Raw genomic sequence first — 25,016 nt, forward strand, 5'->3', positions numbered from 1 at the left:
TTAGACGCGGCGGCGGAAGGCCCACACCGAGAGCGGGGCGAAGACCGCCAGCAGGATGGCCGCCCAGATCAGCGACTGGGTGACCGGGGTGGCGAGCGGGCCGCCGTTCAGCAGGGCGCGCACGGCGTCGGCGAGGATCGAGACCGGGTTGACCTTGACCCAGGCCTGGAGCCAGCCGGGCATGGTGGCGGTCGGCGCGAACGCGTTGCTGGCGAAGGTCAGCGGGAACAGCAGCACGAAGCCGAAGATCTGCACCTTCTCGGGCTCGCTGACCAGCATGGCGACCAGCACCGACATCCACGACGCGGCGAAGGCGAACAGCAGCAGGAGGCCGAACATGCCGATCACCTCGGCCGGGCCGGTGCCGATCCGGAAACCGAGGATGGTGCCGACGACCAGCAGCAGCGCGATCGCCCACGCCTGCTTGACCACGTCGGCCACGATCCGGCCGGCGAGCGGGGACCAGCGCGAGATCGGCAGCGACCGGAGCCGGTCGAAGACGCCCTTGCTGATGTCGGTGTTCAGGCCGACGCCGGTGTTGAGCGTGGCGAAGAGCATGTTCTGCACGATGATGCCGGGCAGGCCGAAGGCCAGATACTCGCTGGTCGACCCGGCGATGGCGCCGCCGAAGACGTACGTGAAAAGCACCAGGAACATGATCGGCTGGACGCTGAAGTCGAGCAGCTCGAAGGGGTTGTGCTTGATCTGCACGAGCGTCCGCCAGGCGAGCGTGGCGGTGTTGCGCACGGCCACGACGGGGCGGACGCGGGGCTCGATGGTGGTGGCGGTCATGCGGCGCCCTCCTCTGCGGGGTGGCCGGTCAGGGTGAGGAACACCTCGTCGAGGCTCGGGCTGCGCAGCGCGAGCTCGGCGACCAGCAGGCCCTTCTCGTCGAGGCGGCGTACCAGGTGGGCGAGCGCGGCGGGATCGGTCACCGGGGCGCTGACGATCGAGCCACGCAGGTCGACCGGGCCGGAGGCGATCGAGCCGACCAGGGCGGCGACGGTGTCCCGGTCGTCGTCCGAGGCCGGGCGTACGGTGACGGTCTGCGCGCCGGTGCGGGACTTGAGCTCGTCGGACGTGCCGGTGGCGATCACCTTGCCGTGGTCGATGACCACGATCTCGTCGGCGAGCTGGTCGGCCTCGTCGAGGTACTGGGTGGTGAGCAGCACGGTGACGCCGTCGCCCACCAGCTCGCGGATGATGTCCCACATGTCGTTGCGGCTGCGCGGGTCGAGGCCGGTGGTCGGCTCGTCCAGATAGAGCAGTCGCGGCCGGCCGACCAGGCTGGCCGCGAGGTCGAGGCGGCGCCGCATGCCGCCGGAGTACTTGCCGGCGGCGCGGTCGGCCGCGTCGTCGAGGTGGAACTGGGCCAGCAGGTCGCGGGCGCGCGCCCGGGCATCGCGCCGGGACAGGCCGAGCAACCGGCCGATGAGCAGCAGGTTCTCGACGCCGGTGAGAGTTTCGTCGACCGAGGCGTACTGGCCGGTGAGGCCGATCAGGCTGCGCACCTGATGCGCCTGCCTGACCACGTCGTAACCGCCCACCGTGGCGTGCCCCGCGTCCGGCTGGATCAGCGTGGCCAGCACCCGGACCGCGGTGGTCTTGCCGGCACCGTTCGGCCCGAGCAGGCCGAGCACGGTCCCCTCGCGTACGGCAAGATCGACGCCGCCGAGGGCGGTGGTGTCGCCGAAGCGCTTGACCAGCCCCTCGGCGACGATCGCGTTCGTCATGTGAAGACTCCCGTCATGTTGTTCGACAGGAGCCAGCGTGCGCCGGGCCGCTGATACGGCGCTGACATTTTCCACGGCGCCGTGTCAGCGCGCGTCAGCGCCCGCTACGCGACGATCCGCTGCGGTTCCTCGACGGCCGGCGAGCGCGCGGCGCCGATCGGGGTCCAGGCCAGCAGGGCCAGGCTGAACCAGACGTAGAGGTTGCCGCCGATGATCTCCAGGGGCGGGCGCGGCGCCGTCTCCCACAGCCAGGTGACGCGCGAGGTCATGATCAGGTACGCCGAGCCGGCCAGATACCGCGGCCAAGCTGTTCGGCCCGGGCCGGCCGGTCCGGCGTCGACACACCGGATCAGGGCCGGGATCAGCCACACGCAGTGGTGGACCCAGGTCACCGGGCTGATCAGGCAACCGGCCACGCCGGTCAGGGCCAGGCCGCCCATGACATCAGCCGGCGCCCGCCGTACCCGGAAAATCCAGAATCCCAGGGTGACCAGTACGCAGAGCAGCCAGACGCGGGATTCGACGCGGTCGATCGGGAGCCGGGCCAGAAAGCCGCGCTCGGACTGGTTGGAGAGGAACGAGAGGACGCCGACCCGGTTGGTGTCCCACAGCGCCGAGGTCCAGAATTCGCGGGTCTCGTCGGGAAATACGGCGCCGGCCAGCAGGGTGGCGCCGGCGGCGGTGCCGGACGCGACGGCCGCCGCCCGCCAGCGCCTGGTGATCAGCAGGTAGACGATGAAGATCCCCGGGGTCAGCTTGACCGCGGTGGCCAGGCCGATCCCGACGCCGGCCCAGCGCCGGCCGCGCGCGACGCCGAGGAGCATGTCGCCGGCCACCAGCGTGAGCAGCAGCGTGTTGACCTGGCCGAAGGTGATCGTCTCGCGGACCGGTTCGAAGGCGAGCGCCAGGCAGCAGGCGACGCCGAAGGCGAACCACACCGGCGTGGGCAGGCGCTTGAGCAGCGGGCCGGCGAACCACCAGACGAGCAGGGCGGTGGTCAGCACGGTGGCGATCACGGCGATCACCACCACGGCGCCGAACGGCAGGAGCGCCATCGGCGACATGACCAGGCCGGCGAAGGGCGGATAGGTGAAGCCGTACGGGGTGTCGGGGCGCAGCCAGTCGTAGACCATCCCGCCGTCGCCGTGGAACCAGTACTGGATCGCGCCGTAGTAGACCTTGGAGTCGAAGTACTCGTTACGGGTCTCGGCGAGGTAGTTGATCACCAGCGTGACCAGGCCCAGCAGCGACAGGATCAGGATTTTTGGTCGCATACCTTTTTATCCCGAGATAGCAGAGCAAGGCGGTCACGGCGATCGCGCCCTGGGACTTGACGGCCAGCGCGAGGTTGTAACCGTCGGGCAGGCACAGGGCGGCGGCGACGGCGGCCGGGACGATCAGCCAGCGGGTCTCGCGGCGCACCGTCGCGGCCAGCGGGATCAGGGCCCAGACGGCGTACCAGGGGTGGAAGACCGGCGCCAGCAGGACGGTGGCGGCCAGGGCATAGGCCGCATGGACCAGCGGGTCTCTCGTCAACGCCCGCCACCAGAGCACGACCAGCGTCACCGCCAGCGCCACGATCCCGATCGCCCGGGTCACCGGCACGGCATCCACCCCGAACAGCCGGAACACCATGCCGACGGCGGTGGGCGGCGAGGTCCACTGCACCGAGACGCCGCTGCCCTCGAGCCCGGTGATCCACCCCAGCCCGCGCCCGGACGCCAGCGACACCGCTCCCAGCGTGACGACCACCCCGCCGATCAGCTGGGCGACGGCTTTCTTGGCCGGCAGCACCATCAGCAGCGCGAACGGGACCACCACGACGGCCGTGGCCTTGACGCCGACCGCCAGCCCGAGGAGCAGGCCGGCCGCCAGGGGACGCCGGGTGACCGCCAGGGCCAGGCCGGCCACCATGAAACCGACCATCACCGCGTCGTTGTGCGCGCCCGACACCAGGTGGATCGGCACGAGCGGGCACGCCAGCGCCAGCCAGACCGCCCGCTCGACCGGCACCCCGGCGCGGCGGGCCAGCACCGGCAGGCATGCCGCGATCAGCACGACGCCCAGCACCGCGAACAGGCGAAGCACGGCGAGGGCGGCGGTGAGCGAACCGGCCTTCGCCGCCACCGCGGCCAGCAGCAGAAAGACCGGGCCGTAGGGCGCCGGGGAGTCCCTCCAGGTGGGCGCGACGGCGTCGGCCCAGGGACACCCCAGAAGATCCACCCCACCGGCGTACGGGTCGAGGCCCGCCGCCTGCTGCCAGCCCTGACACGCGTACGAGTAAATGTCGTAACTGCCGAGCGGAAGGAACGGCAGCAGCGGAACCACCCACAGGCCCGCCGTCGTGTACGCCCAGCGGGCCGCCGGCACGTGCCGGCGGCCGGCCCACCACGCGCCGATCAGCAGGACCGTCCCGAACAGCCAGGCCAGCGGCAGGACCACGCCGTCCCGGCCGGCGTAGATCGTGCCGGGGGTGATCGTCGGTTGCCACGGGGTGCTCGCCCCGCCGAGCCAGGCGGCGACCGCGAGCAGCAGGCTGCCGGCCAGGCCCGCGTAACGGACCAGGGCGGGGCGGGACATGGCGAGCACCCTACCGTGACAGCCTGCAACCATCGGGCCGCCCGGTAGGTTGGGGCGCGTGTTGGCCCGGCACCGTCTCGAGTGGGGCACGGCCGTGGTGGCGGCCGTGCTCGGCGCGGTATACCTGGCGCTGCCCCCACTGGGGTCGGATCTGTCCGCCCAGGTGGCCCGGGCCTCGTTCTTCGCCGATCACGGGTACACGCCGATCGACTTCCGGTGGTACGCCGGCGTCGCTCAGCTCGGTTACAGCCTGTTGTCGCAGCCGGTGATGGCGCTGCTCGGCGTACGCGTCACCGGCGCCCTCGCCCTCGTCGCCGCCGCCGTCCTGCTGGCCGTGCTGTTCCGGCGCACCGCCGCGCCCCGGCCCTGGCTGGGCGCGCTGACCGGGGTCGCGTGCGTGGCCGGCAACCTGGTGAGCGGACGTGTCACCTATGGCCTCGGGGTCGCGTTCGGGCTCGGCGCGCTGGTCCTGCTCACGGTTCCCCGCTGGCGATGGCTGGCCGTGGTGCCGGCGCTCGCCGCCGGGGCGACCAGTCCCGTCGCCGGCCTGTTCCTCGGGCTGGCCGGGGCGGCGCTGCTGCTGAGCGGGCGCGTCGTGAGCGGACTGCTGGTCGCGGTGCCCGCTGCGGTGCCGCTCGCGCTGACCGCCCTGCTGTTCGGCGACGGCGGCTGGATGAACATCAGCCACGACGACACGCTGCGGGCCGTGGTGGCGAGCCTGGCGGTGGCGGTGCTCGTGCCGCATCGCCCGGTGCGGATCGGGGCGCTGCTGTCCGCGCTCGGCGTGCTCGGGGCCGCGCTGCTGCACACGCCGGTGGGGCTCAACGCCACGCGGCTCTCGGTGATGTTCGCGCTGCCGCTCCTGGCCGGCTATGCGGCTCTGCCCGTCGTTCGGCGAGGGGCGGGTTTGCCGCTCTGGGCCGTTCTCGGCCTCCTGATCGTGGCGTGCTGGTGGCAGCCGCCCGTGGTCACCGGTGACGTGCGTGACCTGGGAAATCCGACCTCCTCGCCGGAGTATTTCGCGCCGCTGCTTTCCCGGCTGGCGCAGGAGCAGCTGACCGGCCGGGTCGAGATCCCGCCCACCCGGGACTATTGGGAGTCGGCCCACATGGGAGACGTGCCGCTGGCCCGGGGTTGGTTGCGCCAAGCCGACATTGCCCGAAACCCGTTGTTTTTCAATAGAATCCCCGGCACTTCGGGTACGGGGGTGGCCCTCACCGCCGATTCGTATCGCGCCTGGCTGTCCGACATGGCCGTGCAGTTCGTGGCCGTCCCCGACGCCTCGCTCACGTGGTCGGGCCGGCCCGAAGCCGATCTGATCGCCGCCGGCCTGCCGTATCTGAGCGAGGTGTGGCAGGGCGAGCACTGGGTCCTCTACCGCGTGGCCGGCGCTTCGCCCATCGCGCCCGGCCTGGTGTCCCAGAACGCCACCTCGGTCACCTTCGTCGCCGAGACGGCCGGGAACGTGGTCGTGCGGGTGCATTACTACCGCTGGTTGCGCGCCTCCGGCGGGGCTGTCGTCTCGCGCAGCGGGCCGTGGGCGCTGGTGCGGGTGCCGGAGCCGGGCCGCTACACGCTGACCAGCTGAATCCCGTCGGTCTGACCGGCGCTCCGATGGCACGTGTCCGATGCGAGCGTGAAGCTGTCCGGCCGGCGGCGGCATGCCGGCCCGCCGCCGCGTGAGGATCGAGCGGTGACAACGCGGCCGGCGCCGCTCGATTCCGTGACCGCTCGATTCGGTCGCGGCTCGATTCCGTCACCGCTCGATTCCGTCATCGCTCGATCCGAGGAGTTCTTCTATGTTCATCGCGATTCTGGACTTCAGCACGACCGCCGCCGACCGGCCGGCCGCCCTCGCCCAGCTCGACCGGGAGCGTGCGGAGGTGCGAGCCATGCCGGGCAATCTCGCGTTCCGGGTCTACGCCGGGCGGGAGGACGACACCCAGATCACCCTGGTGCACGAATGGCGGGACGACGAGTCGTTCGCCGGGTATCTGGGGTCGGCGTCGTTCGCCCGCTCCGGGGAGGTGCTTCGCCCGATGATGGTGGGCGCGCCGGTGAGCCGGCGTTTCCGCGCCGACCTGATGGAGACCGTGGGCTGATCCCGGGCCTTACGATCAGCGCGTGCGAGAGCGTCGATGAGCCGTCCGGCGTACAGCTTCGTGCGCACGTTTCCGGCCGAGCCGGAGCGTGAGCTTTGCGTCGACCGCCACTACCTGCTCTGCGCCTCGGCCGGCGTGCTGCGGCTCGAGGCGGACGGGCAGGCGTGGCTGCTGCCGCCGGCCCGGGCCGCCCTGATCCAGGCCGGCCGGCCGATCCGGGTGAGCATCCCGCAGCCGGTGACGACGGCGTCGGTGCTGTTCGACGCCGGGTTCGTCCCGGCGCCACCGGCGGCGCTGGCGGTGTTCGACCTGAACCGGCTGGCCGGCGCCCTGCTGGCCGAGTGCGGCGCGTGGGGCCCGAGCGAGGAGCCCCTGCCGGCCTACGCGGAGACGCTGTTCGCGGCGCTGGCCGCCGTCTGCTGGCGGCTGGCCGAGCATCCGAGCCCCATCGTGGTGCCGGCCGGCCGCTCGCCCGAGCTGCGGAAGGCGCTGCGGCTCACCGAGCAGCGGCTCGGCGGCCGGGCCCGGTTCGAGGAGATCGCGGAAGACGTGGGCCTGACGGCGCGATCGCTGGCCCGGCGGTTCGAGGACGAGACCGGCATGACGTGGCGTGCGGCCCTGCGAAGGATGCGCATCCTGGCGGCCGTCGAGAAACTGGCCGACGAGAATGTGCCGGTCACCGCCATCGCGTTCGACGTCGGCTACAACTCCCTGTCGGCGTTCAACGCCGCGTTCCGCGAGCTGACCGGCCGCACGCCGACGGAGTATCGGCTCAGCTTCCGCCCGTGAGGGGCTCGTCGTGACCCGAGCCCGCAGCAAACGGGCCGCGCGGCCCGCACTGACCGAACCCAGCACGTGGGCCGTTCGGCTCGCCCTCCCTTGAGCCGGGCTGCGGCTCGCCCTGACCCGGGCCGAGCGCACCGGACACGCGAGACGGCCAGCCGGCGACCTGCCATGCCAGGTTCGGTCGGGGACTGGCGGCCAAGACCGGGTTAGGACTCGCTCGGAGGGCGATCGGCTGCGTTGCTAGGCGACGCGCGCTTGGGACGCGGCCTCGAATCGCCGCAGCCTGGTGAGAGCGCTGCTGGCTATCTCCAGCGTGCCCTTGAAGTAGCGCGCGTGCGTCTTGAGCAGGGAATCCTTGGATGACGCACCGAGAACAACGACTTCGATGTCGGCGTTGTCCGCGTACTCGTTCTCAGCGTCGAACCGTGCTGTCAACGCATCATCGGCGTTGCTGAACTCCTGGAACCGGACAACGGCACCGGACCGGCGATCGAACACCACAAGGTAGTGCCTCACCTGATGCCCCCTTGGTCCACGTACTCGGTCAACGTTTGAAGCGTATCCCGCAGACTAGCTTGCTGCTGCTTCAACCGCGACCCAAACTCGTCAGCCGCACTGTCAACGACTTTGTCGCACAGAAGTATCTTCCGGCGAACGAAGTCCGCGTTCGGTGCCTGGATGTTGGGTACCGTGCGCCGGATGATCCTGCCGGCGACGCGTCTTGCGCTCTGCATACGGCGGCGAAGGCTCAGCCGCAAGGCTCGACTCTCGGTCCCTCTGGTGATGAAATCCTTGAAGATTCTCCGCAAACGAGGGTAGTACAACACGGCATCCGCATCCGGATCCGTCATCTCGCGATGGAAGGTGTTGGCTATTCGCTGTTCGAGGCTGGCTGGGGTTCGATTCTGGAAAACGTTCATCTGACGTTCGGTTGCCTCGATAGCCGCGATCTCCAGGGAGACAGCTCGTAGGTTGCGGATTACTTCACCGCGAGTGACCGGGCTGCCGTCGCGGTGATGAATCCCCTCGGCGGGCAACTGAGGGTTTTCGGGGTCTGCGCCGTAGCGAATGTTTCGTCCCCAGCGGTCCGCGAGACGTTCGACGATCTGGGCCCAATAGTTCTGGAGTTCGGTTCGAACCTGAATTTCAACCGGTACGCCGTCGGGGAAGACGATGACGTGAACTGCCCGGTAGCCGTGGCTGGGTGCCACGCGGCGGTCGACGACCTTCGGTGCTTTGCCGGTCCAGGCGTGAAAGTGGGTCACGATATTGCTGACAACACCGTCCTGCTCGGTCCAGCCGCCGTCGATGACGGTGCGGGCGCCGGCGAGGTCTTGGACGCGAGCGAGCAGCATCCCGTGTTCGCGGCGAAGCTTCTCGATGAGGACCGAGCGAGTCTTCACCCGAGTCGTTGCGTGAAGGCCAATGCCGGCCAGCTGCTCCTCGACGGTATCCAGGATCGCCTGATATGCACGAAGGACCTGGTTGAGCTGGGTGAGGTCTTCCCTGGCCGGAGGGTCGCCGGCGGCAATCCGCTCGCCCAGCCTGTTGAACTGCTGTTTGGAGATTGGCAAGGCCACCCGGTGACCGTACTCGCTGGAGTCGATCACGAACGGTGCGGGTGAATGCCAGAATATTGCGAGTAGAACGGCCCCGGTCTGACATGAAGCGTCGTCATATCGTGCATATGTGATCTGTCATTGGGCCTGATCGCGGGGGCGAGTGTTTGCGTGGCCGGGGCACGCGGCTGGGTGACCGGTGCCGGTGGTGGGAGGGTGCTACCGCCGGAGGATGGCGACATGCGCCGCCGATCTTGGACAGAGGACACCAACAAGAGCGGTACGGCCGGCGCTCAGGCATTCCACGCCGACGATCACCCTCAACGAGTACGTGCACGAGTGGCCGGACGTGCTTGATCGCACTCGGTCGCTGGTGGATGGGACGCTCGGGACAGGCGAAACGGCGTGGAGGCGTTGGTAGCTGTTGGCACCGGAAGGTTATTCCGGCGACACTGTGCAAGATCGTCTCCCAGGCTTCTCCCGGTGGTCGGGGGCTACGCCGTGGTCGGCACGATCGACGCGCTGGGCTGGGCCGGCGGCGTCTCCGCCCTGGTCGCGGCGGCCGCCTGGCTCGGCGGATCCGTCTGGCTGGTGCACCGGCATACCCGCATCGAGAACAATCCGTTCCGCCTACTGCTTGCCCTGGACCAGCGCATCATGAACACCCGGGCCACGTTCATCGCGTCGATCCCGACCGGCACCTCCGCGGCGCCGGCTAGCCGAGCGGCTCGATCACCGGCTTCCGCACGTGCTGATAGATCACCGAGCTGCGGAACCCGACGATCTCGCGCCGCCCGCTGAACTTGTCCATCAGGAACGCGTGCAGGGCGTCGACGCTCGGCACCGCGACCTGCACCAGGAAGTCGTCCCCGCCCGCCACCACGAAGACCGCCAGCACCTCGGGCAACCCGGTCGCGTACGCCTTGAAGCCCTCGATCACGTCCCGGCTCAACGGCCGCACCTGCACGTGGAGGAACGCCTGCACATGCCGGTTCAGCGCGCCCAGGCCGACCTCGGCGTGGTAGCCGGTGAGCACCCCGCGATCGCGCAGCAGCCGCACCCGCTCGAGGCAGGTCGACGGCGCGATGCCCACCGCCCGCGCCAGGTCGCGGTTGGTCTGCCGGGCGTCGCGCTGCAATTCCCGCACGATCGCCGAATCAACGTCGTCCACGGCCACCCTTTCCGGCCCGGTGCCGAACAAAGTTCGGCAACCCCGCGTGCGGTCACTCCAGGCGCTTAGCTTTCGATCAATTCTCATGCGATCGTACGGAGGAAGAGCGATGTTCCCGCATCAGCGAGTGATTGTCCGCCGCGGCCCGGAGTCCGGTCTCCCGATCATCGTCGCGGTCCACTCCACCGCCCGGGGACCGGCGATCGGCGGATGCCGCATGGCCGCGTACCCCGACTGGCGGGACGGTCTCGACGACGCCCTCCGCCTCTCCGCCGCGATGACCACCAAATGCGCCCTGGCCGGCCTCCCGCACGGCGGTGGCAAGACGGTGATCGTCCTGCCGCCCGGCGCGGCCGGGCCGGCCCGCACGGCCGCCCTGCACGACGCCGGTACCACCATCGAGGAGCTGGCGGGCGCCTACGCCACCGGGCCCGACGTCGGCACCGGCCCCGACGACATGGCCGTCATCGGGGAGCGCACCGAGCACGTCTTCTGCCGGCCGGCCGAGGCGGGTGGCAGCGGCGACTCCTCCCCCGCCACGGCGGCCGGCACCATCGCGGCCCTGCGCGCCCTCTGCGAGTTCCGTTTCGGCTCGCCGGATCTGTCCCGCCGGTCCTTCGCCGTCCTGGGCCTGGGCCGGGTCGGCGCGCGCGTGGCCCGCCTGCTGGCCGACGCCGGCGCCGAGCTGACCGTCAGCGACATCGACGACTCGAAGCGCCCGGAGAACGTCGCGTGGACCGATCCGGGCAAGTGCCTGGCGGCCGAGGTCGACGTCCTGGTCCCCGCCGCCCTGGGCGGCCTGCTGACCCCGCGGACCGTGCCCACCCTGCGCTGCCGGGCGATCGCCGGCCCGGCCAACAACCAACTCGACCGGGAGAGCACCGCCGCCCTCCTGCACGACCGCGGCATCGTGTGGGCACCCGACGCGGTCGTCAGCGCCGGCGGCATCATCCACGCCACCGCGGTCGAGCTGCGCCACGAGCCCCCGGCCCGCGCGATGGCCCGGGTCGAGGCCATCGGCGACACCCTCGGCCGGGTGCTGCGCGCGGCGGCGACCGACGGCATCCCGCCCGCCGAGGCAGCGACCCGCCTGGCCCGCGCCGCCATGCCGTAGCTGGCGCCCGTGCTCGCGGGCCGGACGACCTCGACCGGGCCGGCCCGTGCGGCACACCGCCGGCGCGATCGTCGGGCGTCCGGGCCCAGCCTCGCTACGAGTCCATCACCCGTTCCATGGCCGCGCGCGAGCGCCGGGTCAACCGCAGATACCGGTCCACGAACTCGCCCGGGTCGCCGCCGCCGAGCAGCTGCACCGCGCCGGCCAGCTCCACCCCGTGCCGGGGCAGCTGGTCGGTGGGCCGGCCGCGCACCAGGGTCAGCGCGTTGCGCACCCGGGCGGCGAGGGTCCACCCGGCCTCCATCGCCGCCGCGTCGGCCGTGCCGACCAGTACGGCCGCCACCGCGGCGCTCAGCGCCTCCAGCGTCTGCGTCTTGCGCAGCTCCGGCACCGCGTACGCGTGCCGCAGTTGCACCAACTGCACCGCCCACTCCACATCGGAGAGTCCGCCCCGGCCAAGCTTGGTGTGCGTGTTCGGGTCGGCGCCGCGCGGCAGCCGCTCGGTCTCGACCCGCGCCTTGATCCGCCGGATCTCGGTGACCTGCTCCCGGCCGAGCCCGCCCGCCGGGTACCGCATCGTGTCGGCCAGCCGCTCGAACTCCCGGCCCAGCGACTCGTCGCCGCAGACGAAGCGGGCCCGCAGCAGCGCCTGCGCCTCCCACACCCGCGACCAGCGGGCGTAGTACTGCTGGTAGGCCCCGAGGCTGCGCACCAGCGGACCCTGGCGTCCCTCCGGCCGCAGGTCGGCGTCGATGCCGAGCGGCGGGTCGGGCGCGGGCGCGGCGAGCAGCCGGCGCAGCTCCTCGGCGATCGCGTGGGCCTCGCTCTCGGCGGCGCCGCCCCCGGCCGGCGGGTCGTAGACGAACAGCACGTCGGCGTCGGAGGGGTAGCTCATCTCGTACCCGCCGAGCCGGCCCATCCCGATGATCGCGAAGCGCAGGCCGGGCGTGCGGGACTTCGCGGCACGCGCGACCTTGAGCACCGCGTTGAGCGTGGCGTCGGTGACGTCGGAGAGCGCCATGCCGATCGTCGTCACATCGATCGGCCGCGCGGTGCCGCTACCGGCGCCGGGTCCTCCGGCCGGCGCGGCGAGCCCGGGCTGTTTCGGCGCCAGCACCCCGGCGTTGCTCAGGATGTCGGCGCAGGCCAGCCGGAACAGCTCGCGGCGACGCAGCGCCCGGACCGCGGCGGTGGCCTTGGCTGGGTCGTCCGCGTGCCGTTCGGCGGCGGCCGCGAAGCCCTCGATCAGCGCCTGCCGGTCGCGCGGCACCAGCTCGGCGTCGTCGGCGAGCAGCCGCAGCGCCTCGGGGTCGCGGGTGAGCAGGTCGGTCGCGTACCGGGACAGGCTCAGCACCCGGGCGAGCCGGCGCGCCACCGGGCCGCCGTCGCGCAGCAGGCGCAGATACCACGGCGTGCTGCCCAGCTTGTCGGAGACGTCGCGGTAGTTGAGCAGGCCGCGGTCGGGCTCGGGCGCGTCGGCGAAGTCCTGCAGCAGCATCGGCAGCAGGGTGCGCTGGATGGCCGCGGTACGGGTGACGCCGCCGGTGAGGGCCTGCAGGTGGCGCAGCGCGCCGGCCGGGTCGGCGAAGCCGAGGATCACCAGGCGCTTGCGGGCCGACTCGGGGGTCATCCGCAGCGCCTCGGCCGGCACCCGGGCCACCGATTCGAGCAACGGCCGGTACAGCAGCTTCACGTGCAGGCGGCGCACCTGAGCGGCGTGGCCGACCCAGTCGGAGCGGAACGCCTCGACCGCGTTGCGGCCCGGCATCGCGGTGTAGCCGAGCGCGGCGGCCAGCCACTTCAGCGCTTCCGGATCGTCCGGCACGGTATGCGTACGCCGCAGATTTTGCAGTTGAAGCCGGTGTTCGACGCCGCGCAGGAAGCGATATCCGCGCAACAACGTCTCGCCGTCCTCGCGGCCGACGTATCCCCCGGCGACCAGCGCCCGCAGGGCCGGCAGGGTGCCGCCGCTGCGCAGGGTCTCGTCGATGCGGCCGTGCACGAGCTGCAGCAGTTGCACGGCGAACTCGATGTCGCGCAGCCCGCCCGGACCCCGCTTGATCTCGCGGTCGAGCTGGTTGGCCGGCACGTTGTCGATGATTTTGCGGCGCATGTCGCGGACGTCGGCGACCGCCTCCGGACGCTCGGCCGCGTGCCAGACCAGCGGCGCGAGGTCCTCGATCCACTCCTGGGCGAGCGCGAGATCGCCGGCCGCCGGGCGCGCCTTGAGCAGCGCCTGGAACTCCCACGTGCGCGCCCAGCGCCGGTAGTAGGCCTGGTGGCTGGCGAGCGTGCGCACCAGCGGCCCCCGGTTGCCCTCGGGCCGCAGCGCCGCGTCGACCTGCCACGCGACCTGCCCGCAGATCTCGATCAGGCGCGCCGCGACCGTGGTGCCCGCGCTGAGGTCCTCGTCGGCCGCCGCCACGAAGATGACGTCCACATCGGACACGTAGTTGAGCTCGTTGCCGCCGCACTTGCCCATCGCGACCACGGCAAGGCGCGGTTCGGGCACGCCGGCCGGCAATCCGGCGACGGCGATCTCGTACGCGGCGGCGAGCGTTTCATCGGCGAGCCGGGACAGCGCCGCCATCGTCGGCTCGAGCCCCCGCCCACCGGTCAGGTCGGCCGCCGCGATGCGCAACAGCGAGATCCGGTAGGCGTGGCGCAGCACCGGCACGGTGCGGTCGCCGTCGATCTCGAGGTGGCCCTCCGCGTTCGGCGGCAACCCGGTCACGCTGGTCGCCAGCACCCGCCAGTCGTCCGGGTTGGCCACCAGGTGATCGCCGAGCGCCGACGACGCCCCCAGCACCGCGACCAGCCGACGGCGCAGCCCGTGATCGCGGAACAGCGCCTCGAACAGCGCGTCGGTCGCCTCGTTGGTGTTGATCTCGCCGCCCGGCCCGGCGACCCCGCGGCCGTTGCTGCGGTCGGCGGCGCGTCCCGCCGCCTCGACCAGCCGGTGCAGCTGGCGCAGCGCGAGCGTCGGGTCGGCGGCGCGCGACAGCGAATGGATCAGCTCGGCCGCATCGGTGCCGGCCGGCCCTTGCGCCTCGGCCTCCCACAGCCGCAGCCCGGTCGGGCCGAGCAGGTCGGCGGCGTGCTTCTCGGCAAAGCCGTACCGGGCGAGCCGGCTGGGCCGCGTCACGCCGGCCCCTCGGCTGTGCGTGCTCCAGCTGTGCTTGCCTCGGCTGTGCTTGCCTCGGCGCGCGCGCCGCCGGCCATTGTCACTGCCCCAGCAGCGGGAGGGTCCGGCCCGTGCCCGCGTCCGGGATGTCGGCGTCCGGCAGCGTGCCCAGCGCGAGGGACGCGAAGCGGGCGGCGAACGGCTGCCACACCTCCTCGACGTCGGGCAGCGCCTCGGCCACCGCGTACGCCACCGCCTCGGGGTCGTAGCCCAGCTCGTCGAGGGTGTCCGCGTCGTCGGCCGCCCACCGCTCGATCATCTCGACGTCGCACTCGATGTGGAACTGCACGCCCCACGCCCGGTCGCCGAGCCGGAACGCCTGGTGCGGATACCGGCTCGAGGCGGCCAGCAGCGTCGCGGTCAGGGGCAGCTCGGTGATCTCGTCGCGGTGCCACTGGATCACGTCGGGCAGCAGCGGCACCCACCGGAACAGCGGGTCCTTCTCGGCCGCGTCGCGCTTGCCGACCAGGCCCGGCCCGATCTCGGGGCCGGAGGTGCTGCGCTCGACGAGGCCGCCGTGCGCCTGGGCGAGCAGCTGGGCGCCGAGGCAGACCGCGAGGGTCGGCACGTGGTTGCGCACGGCCTTGCGCAGCAGCCCCTCGAGCGCCGGAAACCAGGGCGCGCCGGGGGTGCCGTCGGCCGCCGCGTACACGCTCTGGTCACCGCCCATGACGACCAGCGCGAGATAGTCGTCGAGCGTCTCGGGCAGCGCGTCGCCCGCGTGCGGGCGCAGGACGGTCAGCTCCAGGCCGGCCTCGGTCAGCCACTCGCCCAGCCGGCGCAGGTCGTCGGTCGGGTCGTTCTCGATGACAAGTGCGGTTCCCACGCCCCGAGGCTAGTCCGAACCGATTCCGGAAACACCGACAGGAGGCTGTCGCCGCCGCCCGCGAAGGTTCACCTACCTACTGATGCGAGGAGAACGACATGTCCGCAGTGAACGGGATCGGCTGGTTCGAGATCGCCACGGACGAGCCGGCGGTGGCCGAGCGCTTCTACGCCGACGTCTTCGGCTGGACCTACGGCAACGACCGGGGCGAGGCCACCGGCGCCGACGACATGGCCTACCGGATGGTCACGCCGCCGGGCGCCGAGCGGCCGGCCGGCGGCATCTTCCCCACCGGCGGCAAGGCGCCGAACTACGCCATCTTCTACGTCCTGGTCACCGACCCGGCCGAAACGTGCCGCGCAGCCGAGGCAGCGGGCGGCAAGGTGCTGCTGGCGCCGAGGACCACCCCCGACGGCCTGTCCTTCGCCCACCTGCTCGACCCGTCCGGCAACCACTTCGGCATCTTCACCCCACCCCCCGCCAGCGAGTGACCGACCTGGCCGGGCGCGCCACCCGGGCCCGGCGCGGTCCGGCCCGGCGAGCCGCGGGCATGGGTCAGGTCAGCGCGAGGCTGCGCACGGCGTGGTCGGGCACGTCCAGGTCGTCGGGCTGCAGCGCGCGCGGTGGCGGCACCTCGGCGGTCACCGTGACGGAGGCGATCCGGTCGGTGCGGAAGGCGCGCACCGACCGGCGCAGCCGGCAGTACGCCACCAGATACCAACTGGTCGGCGTGCCCAAGAACGCCAGCGGCTCGATCTCGCGCACCGTCGCGGCGCCACCCCGATCGCCGTAGTGAATGCGCAGCACCCGCCGCACCTCGAGCGCATCGGCGATCACCCGCGGCACCGTCGTGGCCGGCCCACCGCCGACCAGGCGAATGCGCCCGGCGAGCGCGCGGGCCGCGGCCGCATCGGCGGCCGGCATGGCGACAATAAGCTTGCGCAGCGCCGTCGAAGCCGGGCCATGGAACGGCGTCCCCTCGAGGCGGTGCAGCGCAAGCGCCATCGCGACCGCTTCGGCCGCGGTGAAGTTGACCGGCGGCAGCGTGTGCGCCTTGTCGAGGCAGTAGCCACCGGTGCGCCCCGCCTCGGCATAGACCGGGGTGCCCGACTGCTGCAGGGCCGAGATGTCGCGCTCCACCGTGCGCACGCTCACCTCGAAGCGGTCGGCCAGCCAGCGAGCACTGCGCGGCCGCGGCGCCACCGCACGAAGCTCCTCGACAAGGGCGTACAGACGATCGGTCCGGTTCACGTGCGAGACGCTAGTCCGGGGCTACGACATTCAGCCCTCGACGATCTATACCCAAAGGCCCGAAAGCCGTCTCGGCCTCACCACGATCGGCGCCGGCCTGCGAGCCGTCCGCCGCTGATCTCATCACTCAGGCGAAACGCCGTAAAAGCCGGAAATACCTCTTGATACATACACAACTTAACTTCATGCTCAAATCTCTACAGCGACGACGTAGCGCCGCGTTACTTGCGGTGACCGGGCTCGACCTGCTGGCGGTGGTCGGCCCGTGCCGGCCGAAGCCAACGGCGGACCGACCGGCGTGGCCGCCTACTACGTCGACGCCAGCACCAGCGAGGCCGTGCGCGTCGGTCAGGACGGAAGCCACGAAGTCCTCGGCAACAACCTCGGCGGCAGCCCCGGCATCGCGGTCGGCAGCGACGGCACCGTCTACGTGGCGAGGTCCTCCGACGGGAACGTCTACCAGATGGAAGCCGGCCAGGCGGCGGTAGAGATCGCTTTCAGCACTGACATCCCGGAGGCCTTGGACCTCGCCGTGGATGACGCGGGCACGCTGTATGTCGCCACCGAGGAGGACGGGGTGGTGAAGCGGCTGGCCGACGGCACGGAGTCCGTCCTCAAGTCCGACGACATCTCTCAGTACTCGTCCATAGCTGTCGGTCAGGACGGCGTCGTCTATGTGCTCGACCGCGTGAACGGATCAGTCAACCGAATGGACCCTTCCGGTACCTCGTCCACCCAGGTCGCCGCCGACCCCGAGGTCAACGAGATCAGCTATCTCTCCATCGACGGCCAGGACCGGCTGTACGCGGGCACCGCAACCGGAACAATCTATCGAATCACCCAGGGGTCGGCCAGGCGTCGGTGGATGCGCTCACCACGACCCTCGGGGCCACGACCGACATCGCGGTGACGCCCGACGGCACCGTCTATGCGACCCTGGGCTACCCAAACCCGTACACCTTGATCCGCCTGACCAGCAACGGCGACCCCGAGACGGTCGACACCAACGTCAACGCGAGGGGCCTGAGGGTCATGCCCCTGCCGGAACCGCCGGCCACCGTGACCGCCGTCGCCGGCGACAGGTCGGCCGAGGTCAGCTGGGACCCGGCGGGCACGAACGGCGGCAGCGCGATCAAGCGCTACACCGCCGTTGCCGACCCGGGCGGCGCGACCTGCGTCCCGGACGTGCACAGCGACACGAGCTGCACCGTCACCGGGCTGACCAACGGCACCGAGTACACGTTCCGGGTCAAGGCGTCGAACACCGACAACGATCGCGGTGAGTCGGCGCTGAGCGCCGCCTCCAACGCCGTGACACCCGGAACGCCGAGCCCGTCGCCGTCCTCGTCGTCGCCGTCGCCGTCGCCGTCGGTGTCGTCGAGCTCGCCGTCGCCCTCGCCCTCGCCGTCGCCGTCGGTGTCCCCGAGCTCCCCGTCACCCTCGCCCACGACCATCCCGACCACGCCGCCGACCCCCTCGACGAGCCCGAGCCCCACGCCCACACCAACGACCAGCCCGAGCCCGACGCCCACACCAACAACCAGCCCGACCCCGCAACCCACCAAGCCGCTCACGCCGACCGGCCTGACCGTCGTCGCCGGCACGTCCTCGATCCAGGTTTCGTGGCAGCCTCCGGCGGACAACGGCGTCGCGATCACCGGCTACCGCGCGATCGCCGACCCCGGCCCCGCCGTCTGCACCACCACCGGGGCGACCAGCTGCCTCCTCGGCGGCACGGCCGGCGTCTCCTATCGGGTCCGGGTGGTCGCGCTCTCCGCCGCCGGCGCCTCGCGGCGTCCGGTTACTCGGCCGCTGTGGTACCGACCGCCCCACCGATCGCCGCCACACCGCCGGTCACGAGCATGCCGTTGGACACCGACCGCGGGCAGATCTCCAGCGCCGCACCCGGCCAGCAAGTGGTCCTGGTCGGCACGGGGTACGCGCCCTATTCCACCGTGACCCTCACGCTCTATTCGGATCCGATCGTGCTGGGCCAAGTCCGGGCCGACGCGAACGGCGCGTTCCGGAAGGCAGTCACCGTGCCGGCGGACCTGGCGACCGGCAAGCACTCGTTCGCCGCGACCGGGGTTGACGCCGGCGGCAAGGCGCGGGCGATGCGCCTGGATGTGACGGTCCGCACCGTACGGCACAACCTGCCGGTCACCGGCGCGCCGATCGTCTGGCTGATCGTCATCGGCCTCGGCCTCACCGCGACAGGCGCCGGCCTGCGCCTGGTCAAGCCAGTGAGGCACCAGCCGCCGGCATAAGAGACGGCCTGGCCCACCGAGGAGCCCCGCCCAACGAGGAGGCCCCGGCACAACAGAAGCCGGCCCCAGAAAGCCGCCCGCGTGATAGAAGCGAGATCTCGCGGCAGCCCAGCCCGGCGCCGGCGGCACGGAGGCCGGGACGGCACCGCCCGGCCCCGCGGACAGCGGGACCGGGCCGTCAGTCGTATCAAATAATGGTTTTAGAAGGTGTGCTCGGCCGCCGGGAATTCGCCGCCGCGCACCTCCGCCGCGAACTGGCGGGTGGCTTGCGAAAGGGCGCCGGCCAGGTCGGCATACTGCTTCACGAAGCGCGGGGTGCGTCCGGTGCGCAAGCCGGCCATGTCCTGCCAGACCAGCACCTGCGCGTCGGTGTCCGGACCGGCGCCGATGCCGACGGTGGGGATGGGCAGCTCCTTGGTGATGGTCTTGGCGACCTCGCCGGGGACCATCTCGAGCACCACGGCGAAGGCGCCCGCGTCGGCCACGGCCCGGGCGTCGGCCACGACCTGCGCGCCCTCCTCCTCGCGGCCCTGGACCCGATAGCCGCCCAGGTTGTGCTCGCTCTGCGGGGTGAAGCCGACGTGCCCCATCACCGGGATGCCGGCGGCGGTCAGGGCCTCGATCTGGGCCGCGACGCGGCGGCCGCCCTCGAGCTTGACCGCGTGGGCGCCGCCCTCCTTCATGAACCGGACGGCGGTGCGCAGGGCCTGGGTGGGGCCCTCCTCGTAGCTGCCGAACGGCAGGTCGGCCACGATCAGCGCGGTCCTGGTGGCGCGGACGACCGCGCGGACCAGCGGGAGCAGCTCGTCGACGGTGACCGGCAGGGTGGTCTCGTAGCCGAACACGTTGTTGGCCGCCGAGTCGCCGACCAGCAGGACCGGCACGCCGTTCTGGTCGAAGATCGACGCGGTGTACTGGTCGTAGGAGGTCAGCATCGGCCAGCGGTCGCCGCGGGACTTGGCGGCGAGGAGGTCGCGGGTGCGTACCCGGCGGGTGGCCGGGCCACCATACAGGGTGGGAATATCCGACATAACCGTCTCCTTCCCTCGAGGCCGCGACGTATGCGGTCCCCGGGTGCTGACCATGGTGGCACCCGGAGCCGCCGCGCGGTCAGGGGTCAGTGGACGTTGTCACAAACCTTCTCGAAACCTGTTCGTAATCGGCAGGCGGCGGTCGCGGCCGAACGCCTTGCCCGAGATCTTGGGGCCGGGAGCGGACTGCCGGCGCTTGTACTCGGCCAGGTCGACCATGCGCAGCACCCGGTCGACCAGCGCGGCGTCGTTGCCGGCCGCGATCAGCTCGTCGCGACCCATGTCGTGGTCGACGTAGCCCTGGATGATCGGGTCGAGCACGGCGTAGTCGGGCAGCGAGTCGGAGTCCTTCTGGTCGGGCCGCAGCTCGGCGCTCGGCGGCTTGGTGATCGAGTTCGCCGGGATGGGCGCGTCGGCCTGCGTGTTCCGCCAGCGGGCCAGCCGGTAGACCATCGTCTTGGGCACGTCCTTGAGCGGGTTGAAGCCGCCCACCGAGTCGCCGTAGAGCGTCGAATATCCCACCGCCAGCTCGCTCTTGTTGCCGGTGGTGAGCACGAGGTGGCCCTCCTGGTTCGACAGCGCCATCAGGATCACGCCACGCACCCGGGCCTGCAGATTTTCCACCGCGAGGCCGGAGACGGCCAGCTCGGCCAGGAACGCGTCGACCATCGGCTGGATCGGCTGGACGCGGTAGTCGATGCCGGTGCGCTTGGCCAGCTCGGCCGCGTCGTCGCGGGAGCCCGGCGAGGAGTACGAGCTCGGCATGGAGACCGCGAAGACCCGCTCGGGACCGAGCGCGTCGACCGCGATCGCCGCCACCACGGCGGAGTCGATCCCGCCAGACAGGCCGAAAATTACCGATTGAAACCCATTTTTCGTGACGTAGTCCTTCAGGCCGAGCACGAGAGCCGACCACACCTCGGCCTCGTCGACGATCCGGGCTGCGATCCCGCCGTCCCTTTTGTCCCGGTGAGCCGGCCGCGGGTCGACGGAGAGCGTGACACGCGAGACCGACATGTCGTCGTCGATCCACTGCTCGACGATCGGCAGCGGCTCGGCATCGGTCTTCTCGGCCCGGTTGGGCGTGGCGTCCGCCGCCGGCAACGGCAGATCGTGGATCAGCAGCGACGAGGTGAACTGCCCGGCCCGTGCCAGCAGCTCGCCGCCGGCCGTCACGATCATCGAGTCGCCGTCGAAGACCAGCTCGTCCTGGCCGCCCACCGCGTTCACGTACGCCACCGTCGCGCCCGCCTCGGCCGCCCGCCGCATCACCAGCGGCAGCCGCACGTCGTCCTTGTTCAGCTCGTACGGCGAGGCGTTGATGTTGAGCACCAGCCCGGCCCCCGCCCGCCGCGCCGCCGTGAACGGCCCGCCGGCCTGCCAGATGTCCTCGCACACGGTCAGCGCGATGTCCACCCCGCCGAAGCGCACGATCGTCAGCGACTCCCCCGGCTCGAAGTAGCGGTCCTCGTCGAAGACCCCGTAGTTGGGGAGGTGATGCTTGAAGTACCTCGCCGCCACGCGCCCGCCCAGCAACAGCGCCGAGGCATCCCGCCGCCCCCGGCCCGGCGTCGCATCCGAGCTGGTGGCCGCGGGACCGTCGGAGTCCACATAGCCGACCACCACGGCCAGGTCGCCGAGCCCGTCGGCGGCGAGATCCGCGGCTAAAGACGACAAAGCAGACACCGACGCCGAGACGAACGAGTCCCGGAACACCAGGTCCTCGATCGGATAGCCGGTGAGCATCATCTCGGGAAAGGCGACCAACTGGGCCCCGGCATCGGCGGCGGCACGAGACCAGGAACGCACCGCGGCGGCGTTGCCGGCGATGTCACCGACCGTGGAGTTCACCTGGGCGAGGGCGATCCGAAGAGTGGGCATGACGCTTATTCTTCCGCACGCGACGGGAAGCCACCCGGGACGCCCGGCAGGGCCGGGCCAGCGTAATCTCGGCGTAACGGAGCCGGGAAACACTGGCCCGTCAGGCGCGCGACGAGCAGGAGTGAACGTGGACCGACAGCAGGAGTTCGTGCTTCGCACTCTCGAGGAGCGCGACATCCGTTTTGTCCGGCTCTGGTTCACCGACGTGCTGGGCACCCTCAAGAGCGTCTCCGTCGCCCCCGCCGAGCTCGAGTCCGCCTTCGAGGAGGGTATCGGCATCGACGGCTCGGCGATCGAGGGCTTCGCCCGGGTCTACGAGTCCGACATGGTCGCCATGCCCGACCCCACGACCTTCCAGGTGTTCCCGTTCGAGGGCGGGGCCAGCGGCGAGAGCGCCCGGATGTTCTGCGACATCCTGCTGCCCGACGGCAGCGCCGCCTGGGCCGACCCGCGCCACGTGCTGCGCCGCGCCCTGGCCAAGGCCGCGGAAAAGGGGTTCACCTTCTACACCCACCCCGAGGTCGAGTTCTTCCTGGTGCAGGACGGCCCGCTGGACGGCTCGGTCCCGGTCCCGGTCGACACCGGCGGGTACTTCGACCACACCACCCACTCGGTCGCGCGCGACTTCCGCCGCCAGGCCGTGCTCGCCCTCGAGCGGATCGGCATCTCGGTCGAGTTCAGCCACCACGAGGTCGCTCCCGGCCAGCAGGAGATCGACCTGCGGTACGCCGACGCGCTCACCACGGCCGACAACATCATGACCTTCCGGCACGTGGTCAAGGAGGTCGCGCTCTCCCAGAGCGTGCGCGCCACCTTCATGCCCAAGCCGTACACCGACCAGCCCGGCAGCGGCATGCACACGCACCTGTCGCTGTTCGAGGGCGAGCGCAACGCGTTCTACGACGGCGACGACCCGATGAAGCTGTCCAAGACGGCCCGCGCCTTCATCGCCGGCCTGCTGGTGCACGCCCGCGAATACACCGCGGTCACCAACCAGTGGGTCAACTCGTACAAGCGGCTGTTCCCGCTCCAGCTGCCCAACGCGATCACCGAGTCGCCGGCGTTCGTGAGCTGGGGCCACCTCAACCGCAGCGCCCTGGTCCGGGTCCCCGCGTTCGGCAAGCCCAACTCGGCCCGCGTCGAGGTCCGCTCGATCGACTCGGCGACGAACCCGTACCTCGCGTTCGCCGTCATGCTCGGCGCCGGGCTCAAGGGCATCGAGGAGGGCTACGAGCTGCCCCCGGGCGCCGAGGACGACGTCTGGTCGCTGTCCGCCGCCGAGCGCAAGGCGATGGGCTACGACGCGCTGCCGGAAAACCTGTCCGAGGCGATCGACGTGATGAGCCGGTCCGAGCTGGTCGCCGAGGTGCTCGGCGAGCACGTCTTCGACTTCTTCCTGCGCAACAAGCGGGCCGAGTGGGAGCAATACCGCCGCGAAGTGACCCCCTACGAGCGGGAACGCTACCTCGGCGCCCTGTAATCTCTCCTGACCTTGGAAAGGAGAGAGCGTGCTGCAAGATTTGCTCGAGGGCGCCGGCCGCAGCATCGTGTTCGGGCTCGTCGGCATCGGCCTGATGGCCCTGGGATACGTCCTCATCGATATTCTGACGCCCGGCAGGCTGCGTGATCTGATCTGGGCCGACCGCAACCCGAACGCGTCGCTGCTGCTCGCGGCCAACCAGCTGGGCATCGCCCTGATCGTCTTCACGGCCATCTTCACGAGCTACGACTCGTTCGGCCGGGGGCTCGCCTCCACGGTCATCTTCGGCCTCATCGGCATCGTCATCATGGGCCTGGCGTTCCTGGTGCTCGATTGGATGACCCCCGGCAAGCTCGGCGAAGTCATCTGCACCCCCGAGCGCCACGGCGGCGCGATGGTCTCAGCCGCGACCCATTTCGGCGCGGCGCTCATCATCTGCGCCTGCATTTCCTGAAAGGCTTTTTCGGGTACGACCAGCGGCCGGTCCCCTAGTCTGCCGGGCCGGCCGCTGCCGTCCCGGCCTCCGTGCCGCCGCTGCCGGGCTGGGCTGCCGCGAGATCTCGCCGCGCGGCCCGCCCCTCACCGGCCCCCGTGCTCGAACTCCACCTTGCGGGTCACCGGGTCGGCGACGGTCAGCGTGGCTCGGATGCGCTCGCCCAGCGGCAGATCGCCGACGCAGCGCGCCCGCACCGCCGGGTCGTCGAGCGCGACCGTCCCGCCGGCCGGCCTGCTCCCGCGCGCCTCGTCCCGGTCGACCACGCCCGCCTCGAAGGTCTCACCGACCCGGTCGCGCAGCAGCACCGCCTCGGCCAGGTCGATCGCGCCCCGGTTCGCCGCGCCGGCCAGCCGGTCGGTGTCCCCCATCGCCTTCGGCAGCTTCGGCAGCGCCTCCCGTGCCCACGACGGCACCTCCGCGCCGGCCGCCAGCGCCAGGCACACCTCGGTGGCATACCGGTCGGCCAGCCGCCGCAGCGGCGCGGTCACGTGCGCATAGGGCGCGCCCACTCCACCGTGCCCGGTGTCGGCCGGCGCCGCACCGTCGAAGGGCGTGTAGGCCGCACCCCTCAGCAACTCCGCCGCCTGATCGAGGAAGGCCGCGCCGCGCGGCGTGCCCGGATCGACCGCCGCGATCACCGCGCCCACCGAAGCGCCCTCGGGCCAGGCGACCCCCAGCGACCCCGCCGCCGCGCGCAACTTCTCGATCCCCTCCGGCCGAGCGGCCGGCATCGTGCGAAGCAGCCCGATCCCGCCGCGCAGCATCAGCTCGGCCGCGGCCATGCCGGTGAGCAGTGAGATGTGCGCGTTGTGCTCCTCGACCGGCAGCGGCGCCCGCAGCACCAGCCGCCACCCGTCGCCGTCGCGCTCGACCTCCTGCTCGGGCAGCGGCAGGTTGACCGCGCCCCGGTCGGCCGCCCGCGCCGCCAGCAACCGGCCCAGCTCCGGCAGCAGCGCGATCGGCTCGGGCGCCGTGCCCGCGTCGACCTGCCCCTGCACACTGTCGTAGTCGAGCTTGGCCCGGCTGCGCACCAGCGCCCGCTCCACCGCGACCGCCGTGGTCGCGCCCTCCTCGTCGAGGTCGATCGTCCAGACCACCGCGGGCCGGTCGCCGTCCGCCAGCAGGCTCGCCGCGCCCTCGCCGAGCACCTCCGGGTGCAGCGGGATACGCCCGTCCGGCAAATAGATCGTCTGCCCGCGCACCCACGTCTCGGCCTCGAGCGCGCCACCCGGCCGCACGAACGACGCCACGTCCGCGATCGCATACCGCACCCGATAGCCACCGTCGCGCCGGCTGAGATGCATCGCCTGGTCGAGATCGCGCGAGCCCGCCGGATCGATGGTCACGAACGGCACGTCCGTCCGATCGACGACCGGCCGCAGAGGCTCGGCCGCCGCGGCGCGCGCCTCGCTCAGCGCCGCCTCCGGAAACTCGCCCGGCAACCGCAACTCCCGCCGCAGCACCGAGAAGTCGATCTGCGGCGCCCACACTCTCTTGATCGGCACGGCTCATTCCTACCAGCAACGCCGTCGCCGGCGCCCATCGAGCAACCCAA

24 protein-coding genes are annotated in these 25,016 nt (G+C 71.6%); 10 read left to right on the top strand and 14 right to left on the bottom strand.

Features of this window, described 5'->3' with window-relative positions; genetic code table 11:
* From ACFQS1_RS05475 to mptB, 4 genes are all read right to left on the bottom strand, one after another.
* A complete protein-coding gene (locus ACFQS1_RS05475; protein ID WP_378964945.1) occupies positions 1–792 on the bottom strand; it encodes an ABC transporter permease in 792 nt (263 codons plus the stop codon).
* A complete protein-coding gene (locus ACFQS1_RS05480) occupies positions 789–1,733 on the bottom strand; it encodes an ATP-binding cassette domain-containing protein (RefSeq protein WP_378964946.1) in 945 nt (314 codons plus the stop codon). The genes ACFQS1_RS05475 and ACFQS1_RS05480 overlap by 4 nt, the downstream gene beginning before the upstream one ends.
* A 104-nt stretch (positions 1,734–1,837) precedes the next feature.
* Positions 1,838–3,007, bottom strand: a complete 1,170-nt coding sequence (locus ACFQS1_RS05485) for a glycosyltransferase 87 family protein (RefSeq protein WP_378964947.1) — start codon at positions 3,005–3,007, stop codon at positions 1,838–1,840.
* The gene (gene mptB, locus ACFQS1_RS05490; RefSeq protein ID WP_378964948.1) at positions 2,931–4,313 is read right to left on the bottom strand and encodes a polyprenol phosphomannose-dependent alpha 1,6 mannosyltransferase MptB; all 1,383 of its coding nucleotides are present in this window, start codon (positions 4,311–4,313) and stop codon (positions 2,931–2,933) included. Before mptB ends, ACFQS1_RS05485 begins: the two co-directional genes overlap by 77 nt.
* Positions 4,314–4,371: 58 nt before the next feature.
* Here mptB and ACFQS1_RS05495 point away from each other — a divergent pair, with 58 nt between their 5' ends.
* From ACFQS1_RS05495 to ACFQS1_RS05505, 3 genes are all read left to right on the top strand, one after another.
* The gene (locus tag ACFQS1_RS05495) at positions 4,372–5,901 is read left to right on the top strand and encodes a hypothetical protein (protein WP_378964950.1); all 1,530 of its coding nucleotides are present in this window, start codon (positions 4,372–4,374) and stop codon (positions 5,899–5,901) included.
* Between the two features lie 211 nt (positions 5,902–6,112).
* Positions 6,113–6,415, top strand: coding sequence for a putative quinol monooxygenase (locus tag ACFQS1_RS05500; protein ID WP_378964951.1), 303 nt, complete (start codon positions 6,113–6,115; stop codon positions 6,413–6,415).
* Positions 6,416–6,451: 36 nt separating this feature from the next.
* The gene (locus tag ACFQS1_RS05505; protein WP_378964953.1) at positions 6,452–7,204 is read left to right on the top strand and encodes a helix-turn-helix domain-containing protein; all 753 of its coding nucleotides are present in this window, start codon (positions 6,452–6,454) and stop codon (positions 7,202–7,204) included.
* Between the two features lie 237 nt (positions 7,205–7,441).
* On the opposite strand, the gene ACFQS1_RS05510 is transcribed toward ACFQS1_RS05505, so the two are convergent.
* From ACFQS1_RS05510 to ACFQS1_RS05520, 3 genes are all read right to left on the bottom strand, one after another.
* Complete coding sequence (locus ACFQS1_RS05510; protein WP_378964955.1) at positions 7,442–7,717, bottom strand: hypothetical protein; 276 nt, start codon at positions 7,715–7,717, stop codon at positions 7,442–7,444.
* Complete coding sequence (locus tag ACFQS1_RS05515) at positions 7,714–8,781, bottom strand: nucleotidyltransferase family protein (protein ID WP_378964956.1); 1,068 nt, start codon at positions 8,779–8,781, stop codon at positions 7,714–7,716. Before ACFQS1_RS05515 ends, ACFQS1_RS05510 begins: the two co-directional genes overlap by 4 nt.
* A 694-nt stretch (positions 8,782–9,475) precedes the next feature.
* Entirely contained in the window at positions 9,476–9,931 is a 456-nt protein-coding gene (locus ACFQS1_RS05520) for an Lrp/AsnC family transcriptional regulator (protein WP_378964957.1), read from the bottom strand.
* Between the two features lie 109 nt (positions 9,932–10,040).
* On the opposite strand from ACFQS1_RS05520, the gene ACFQS1_RS05525 reads away from it, so the two are divergent.
* Positions 10,041–11,045 (top strand): Leu/Phe/Val dehydrogenase, encoded by a 1,005-nt coding sequence (locus ACFQS1_RS05525; protein WP_378964959.1) that lies wholly within the window; start codon positions 10,041–10,043, stop codon positions 11,043–11,045.
* A 94-nt stretch (positions 11,046–11,139) separates the two neighbouring features.
* On the opposite strand, the gene ACFQS1_RS05530 is transcribed toward ACFQS1_RS05525, so the two are convergent.
* Positions 11,140–14,190: a bifunctional [glutamine synthetase] adenylyltransferase/[glutamine synthetase]-adenylyl-L-tyrosine phosphorylase gene (locus ACFQS1_RS05530; RefSeq protein WP_378964960.1), complete on the bottom strand. Its 3,051-nt coding sequence runs from the start codon at positions 14,188–14,190 to the stop codon at positions 11,140–11,142.
* 79 nt (positions 14,191–14,269) lie between these two features.
* Entirely contained in the window at positions 14,270–15,055 is a 786-nt protein-coding gene (locus ACFQS1_RS05535; protein WP_378964961.1) for a type 1 glutamine amidotransferase, read from the bottom strand.
* Positions 15,056–15,153: 98 nt separating this feature from the next.
* Here ACFQS1_RS05535 and ACFQS1_RS05540 point away from each other — a divergent pair, with 98 nt between their 5' ends.
* Positions 15,154–15,546 (top strand): VOC family protein, encoded by a 393-nt coding sequence (locus ACFQS1_RS05540; RefSeq protein WP_378964962.1) that lies wholly within the window; start codon positions 15,154–15,156, stop codon positions 15,544–15,546.
* Between the two features lie 64 nt (positions 15,547–15,610).
* On the opposite strand, the gene ACFQS1_RS05545 is transcribed toward ACFQS1_RS05540, so the two are convergent.
* Positions 15,611–16,306, bottom strand: coding sequence for a helix-turn-helix transcriptional regulator (locus tag ACFQS1_RS05545; RefSeq protein WP_378964964.1), 696 nt, complete (start codon positions 16,304–16,306; stop codon positions 15,611–15,613).
* 265 nt (positions 16,307–16,571) lie between these two features.
* Between ACFQS1_RS05545 and ACFQS1_RS05550 the strand changes: the two genes are divergently transcribed.
* Positions 16,572–17,216 (top strand): hypothetical protein, encoded by a 645-nt coding sequence (locus ACFQS1_RS05550; RefSeq protein ID WP_378964965.1) that lies wholly within the window; start codon positions 16,572–16,574, stop codon positions 17,214–17,216.
* A gap of 31 nt (positions 17,217–17,247) precedes the next feature.
* Here ACFQS1_RS05550 and ACFQS1_RS05555 read toward each other — a convergent pair whose 3' ends face one another.
* Complete coding sequence (locus ACFQS1_RS05555) at positions 17,248–17,442, bottom strand: hypothetical protein (protein WP_378965047.1); 195 nt, start codon at positions 17,440–17,442, stop codon at positions 17,248–17,250.
* Between ACFQS1_RS05555 and ACFQS1_RS05560 the strand changes: the two genes are divergently transcribed.
* Positions 17,366–18,265: a fibronectin type III domain-containing protein gene (locus ACFQS1_RS05560; protein WP_378965044.1), complete on the top strand. Its 900-nt coding sequence runs from the start codon at positions 17,366–17,368 to the stop codon at positions 18,263–18,265. The genes ACFQS1_RS05555 and ACFQS1_RS05560 overlap by 77 nt on opposite strands.
* Positions 18,169–18,573 carry an Ig-like domain-containing protein gene (locus ACFQS1_RS05565; RefSeq protein ID WP_378965048.1) on the top strand — a complete coding sequence of 135 codons (405 nt, stop codon included), beginning with the start codon at positions 18,169–18,171 and terminating at the stop codon, positions 18,571–18,573. Before ACFQS1_RS05560 ends, ACFQS1_RS05565 begins: the two co-directional genes overlap by 97 nt.
* A gap of 200 nt (positions 18,574–18,773) precedes the next feature.
* Here the strand turns inward: ACFQS1_RS05565 and panB are convergent, their stop codons facing one another.
* Together panB and ACFQS1_RS05575 are read right to left on the bottom strand one after the other, a co-directional pair.
* Positions 18,774–19,604, bottom strand: coding sequence for a 3-methyl-2-oxobutanoate hydroxymethyltransferase (gene panB / locus ACFQS1_RS05570; protein ID WP_378964966.1), 831 nt, complete (start codon positions 19,602–19,604; stop codon positions 18,774–18,776).
* A 99-nt stretch (positions 19,605–19,703) separates the two neighbouring features.
* Entirely contained in the window at positions 19,704–21,662 is a 1,959-nt protein-coding gene (locus tag ACFQS1_RS05575) for an NAD+ synthase (RefSeq protein ID WP_378964968.1), read from the bottom strand.
* Here ACFQS1_RS05575 and ACFQS1_RS05580 point away from each other — a divergent pair.
* Both ACFQS1_RS05580 and ACFQS1_RS05585 read left to right on the top strand, forming a co-directional pair.
* The gene (locus ACFQS1_RS05580) at positions 21,613–22,965 is read left to right on the top strand and encodes a glutamine synthetase family protein (protein ID WP_378964969.1); all 1,353 of its coding nucleotides are present in this window, start codon (positions 21,613–21,615) and stop codon (positions 22,963–22,965) included. The two genes, ACFQS1_RS05575 and ACFQS1_RS05580, sit on opposite strands and share 50 nt — an antisense overlap.
* Before the next feature lie 28 nt (positions 22,966–22,993).
* Positions 22,994–23,419 carry a DUF350 domain-containing protein gene (locus tag ACFQS1_RS05585; protein ID WP_378964970.1) on the top strand — a complete coding sequence of 142 codons (426 nt, stop codon included), beginning with the start codon at positions 22,994–22,996 and terminating at the stop codon, positions 23,417–23,419.
* 125 nt (positions 23,420–23,544) lie between these two features.
* Here ACFQS1_RS05585 and ACFQS1_RS05590 read toward each other — a convergent pair whose 3' ends face one another.
* Positions 23,545–24,966, bottom strand: coding sequence for an RNB domain-containing ribonuclease (locus ACFQS1_RS05590; RefSeq protein WP_378964971.1), 1,422 nt, complete (start codon positions 24,964–24,966; stop codon positions 23,545–23,547).
* Positions 24,967–25,016: the final 50 nt, after the last annotated feature.

Origin of the sequence: Paractinoplanes rhizophilus, from assembly GCF_042664765.1 — a bacterium.
Taxonomy (GTDB): Bacteria; Actinomycetota; Actinomycetes; order Mycobacteriales; family Micromonosporaceae; genus Actinoplanes; species Actinoplanes rhizophilus.

What these genes read in the sequence shown, in the direction of transcription:
- ACFQS1_RS05575 (WP_378964968.1), bottom strand. Translation starts at nt 21,662, where the DNA reads ATGTCGCGCTCCTCGAGAGTGCGAAGCACGAACTCCTGCTGTCGGTCC.
- panB (WP_378964966.1), bottom strand. Translation starts at nt 19,604, where the DNA reads ATGTCGGATATTCCCACCCTGTATGGTGGCCCGGCCACCCGCCGGGTA.
- mptB (WP_378964948.1), bottom strand. Translation starts at nt 4,313, where the DNA reads ATGTCCCGCCCCGCCCTGGTCCGTTACGCGGGCCTGGCCGGCAGCCTG.
- ACFQS1_RS05540 (WP_378964962.1), top strand. Translation starts at nt 15,154, where the DNA reads ATGTCCGCAGTGAACGGGATCGGCTGGTTCGAGATCGCCACGGACGAG.
- ACFQS1_RS05505 (WP_378964953.1), top strand. Translation starts at nt 6,452, where the DNA reads ATGAGCCGTCCGGCGTACAGCTTCGTGCGCACGTTTCCGGCCGAGCCG.
- ACFQS1_RS05565 (WP_378965048.1), top strand. Translation starts at nt 18,169, where the DNA reads ATGCCGTTGGACACCGACCGCGGGCAGATCTCCAGCGCCGCACCCGGC.
- ACFQS1_RS05485 (WP_378964947.1), bottom strand. Translation starts at nt 3,007, where the DNA reads ATGCGACCAAAAATCCTGATCCTGTCGCTGCTGGGCCTGGTCACGCTG.
- ACFQS1_RS05475 (WP_378964945.1), bottom strand. Translation starts at nt 792, where the DNA reads ATGACCGCCACCACCATCGAGCCCCGCGTCCGCCCCGTCGTGGCCGTG.
- ACFQS1_RS05500 (WP_378964951.1), top strand. Translation starts at nt 6,113, where the DNA reads ATGTTCATCGCGATTCTGGACTTCAGCACGACCGCCGCCGACCGGCCG.
- ACFQS1_RS05480 (WP_378964946.1), bottom strand. Translation starts at nt 1,733, where the DNA reads ATGACGAACGCGATCGTCGCCGAGGGGCTGGTCAAGCGCTTCGGCGAC.
- ACFQS1_RS05525 (WP_378964959.1), top strand. Translation starts at nt 10,041, where the DNA reads ATGTTCCCGCATCAGCGAGTGATTGTCCGCCGCGGCCCGGAGTCCGGT.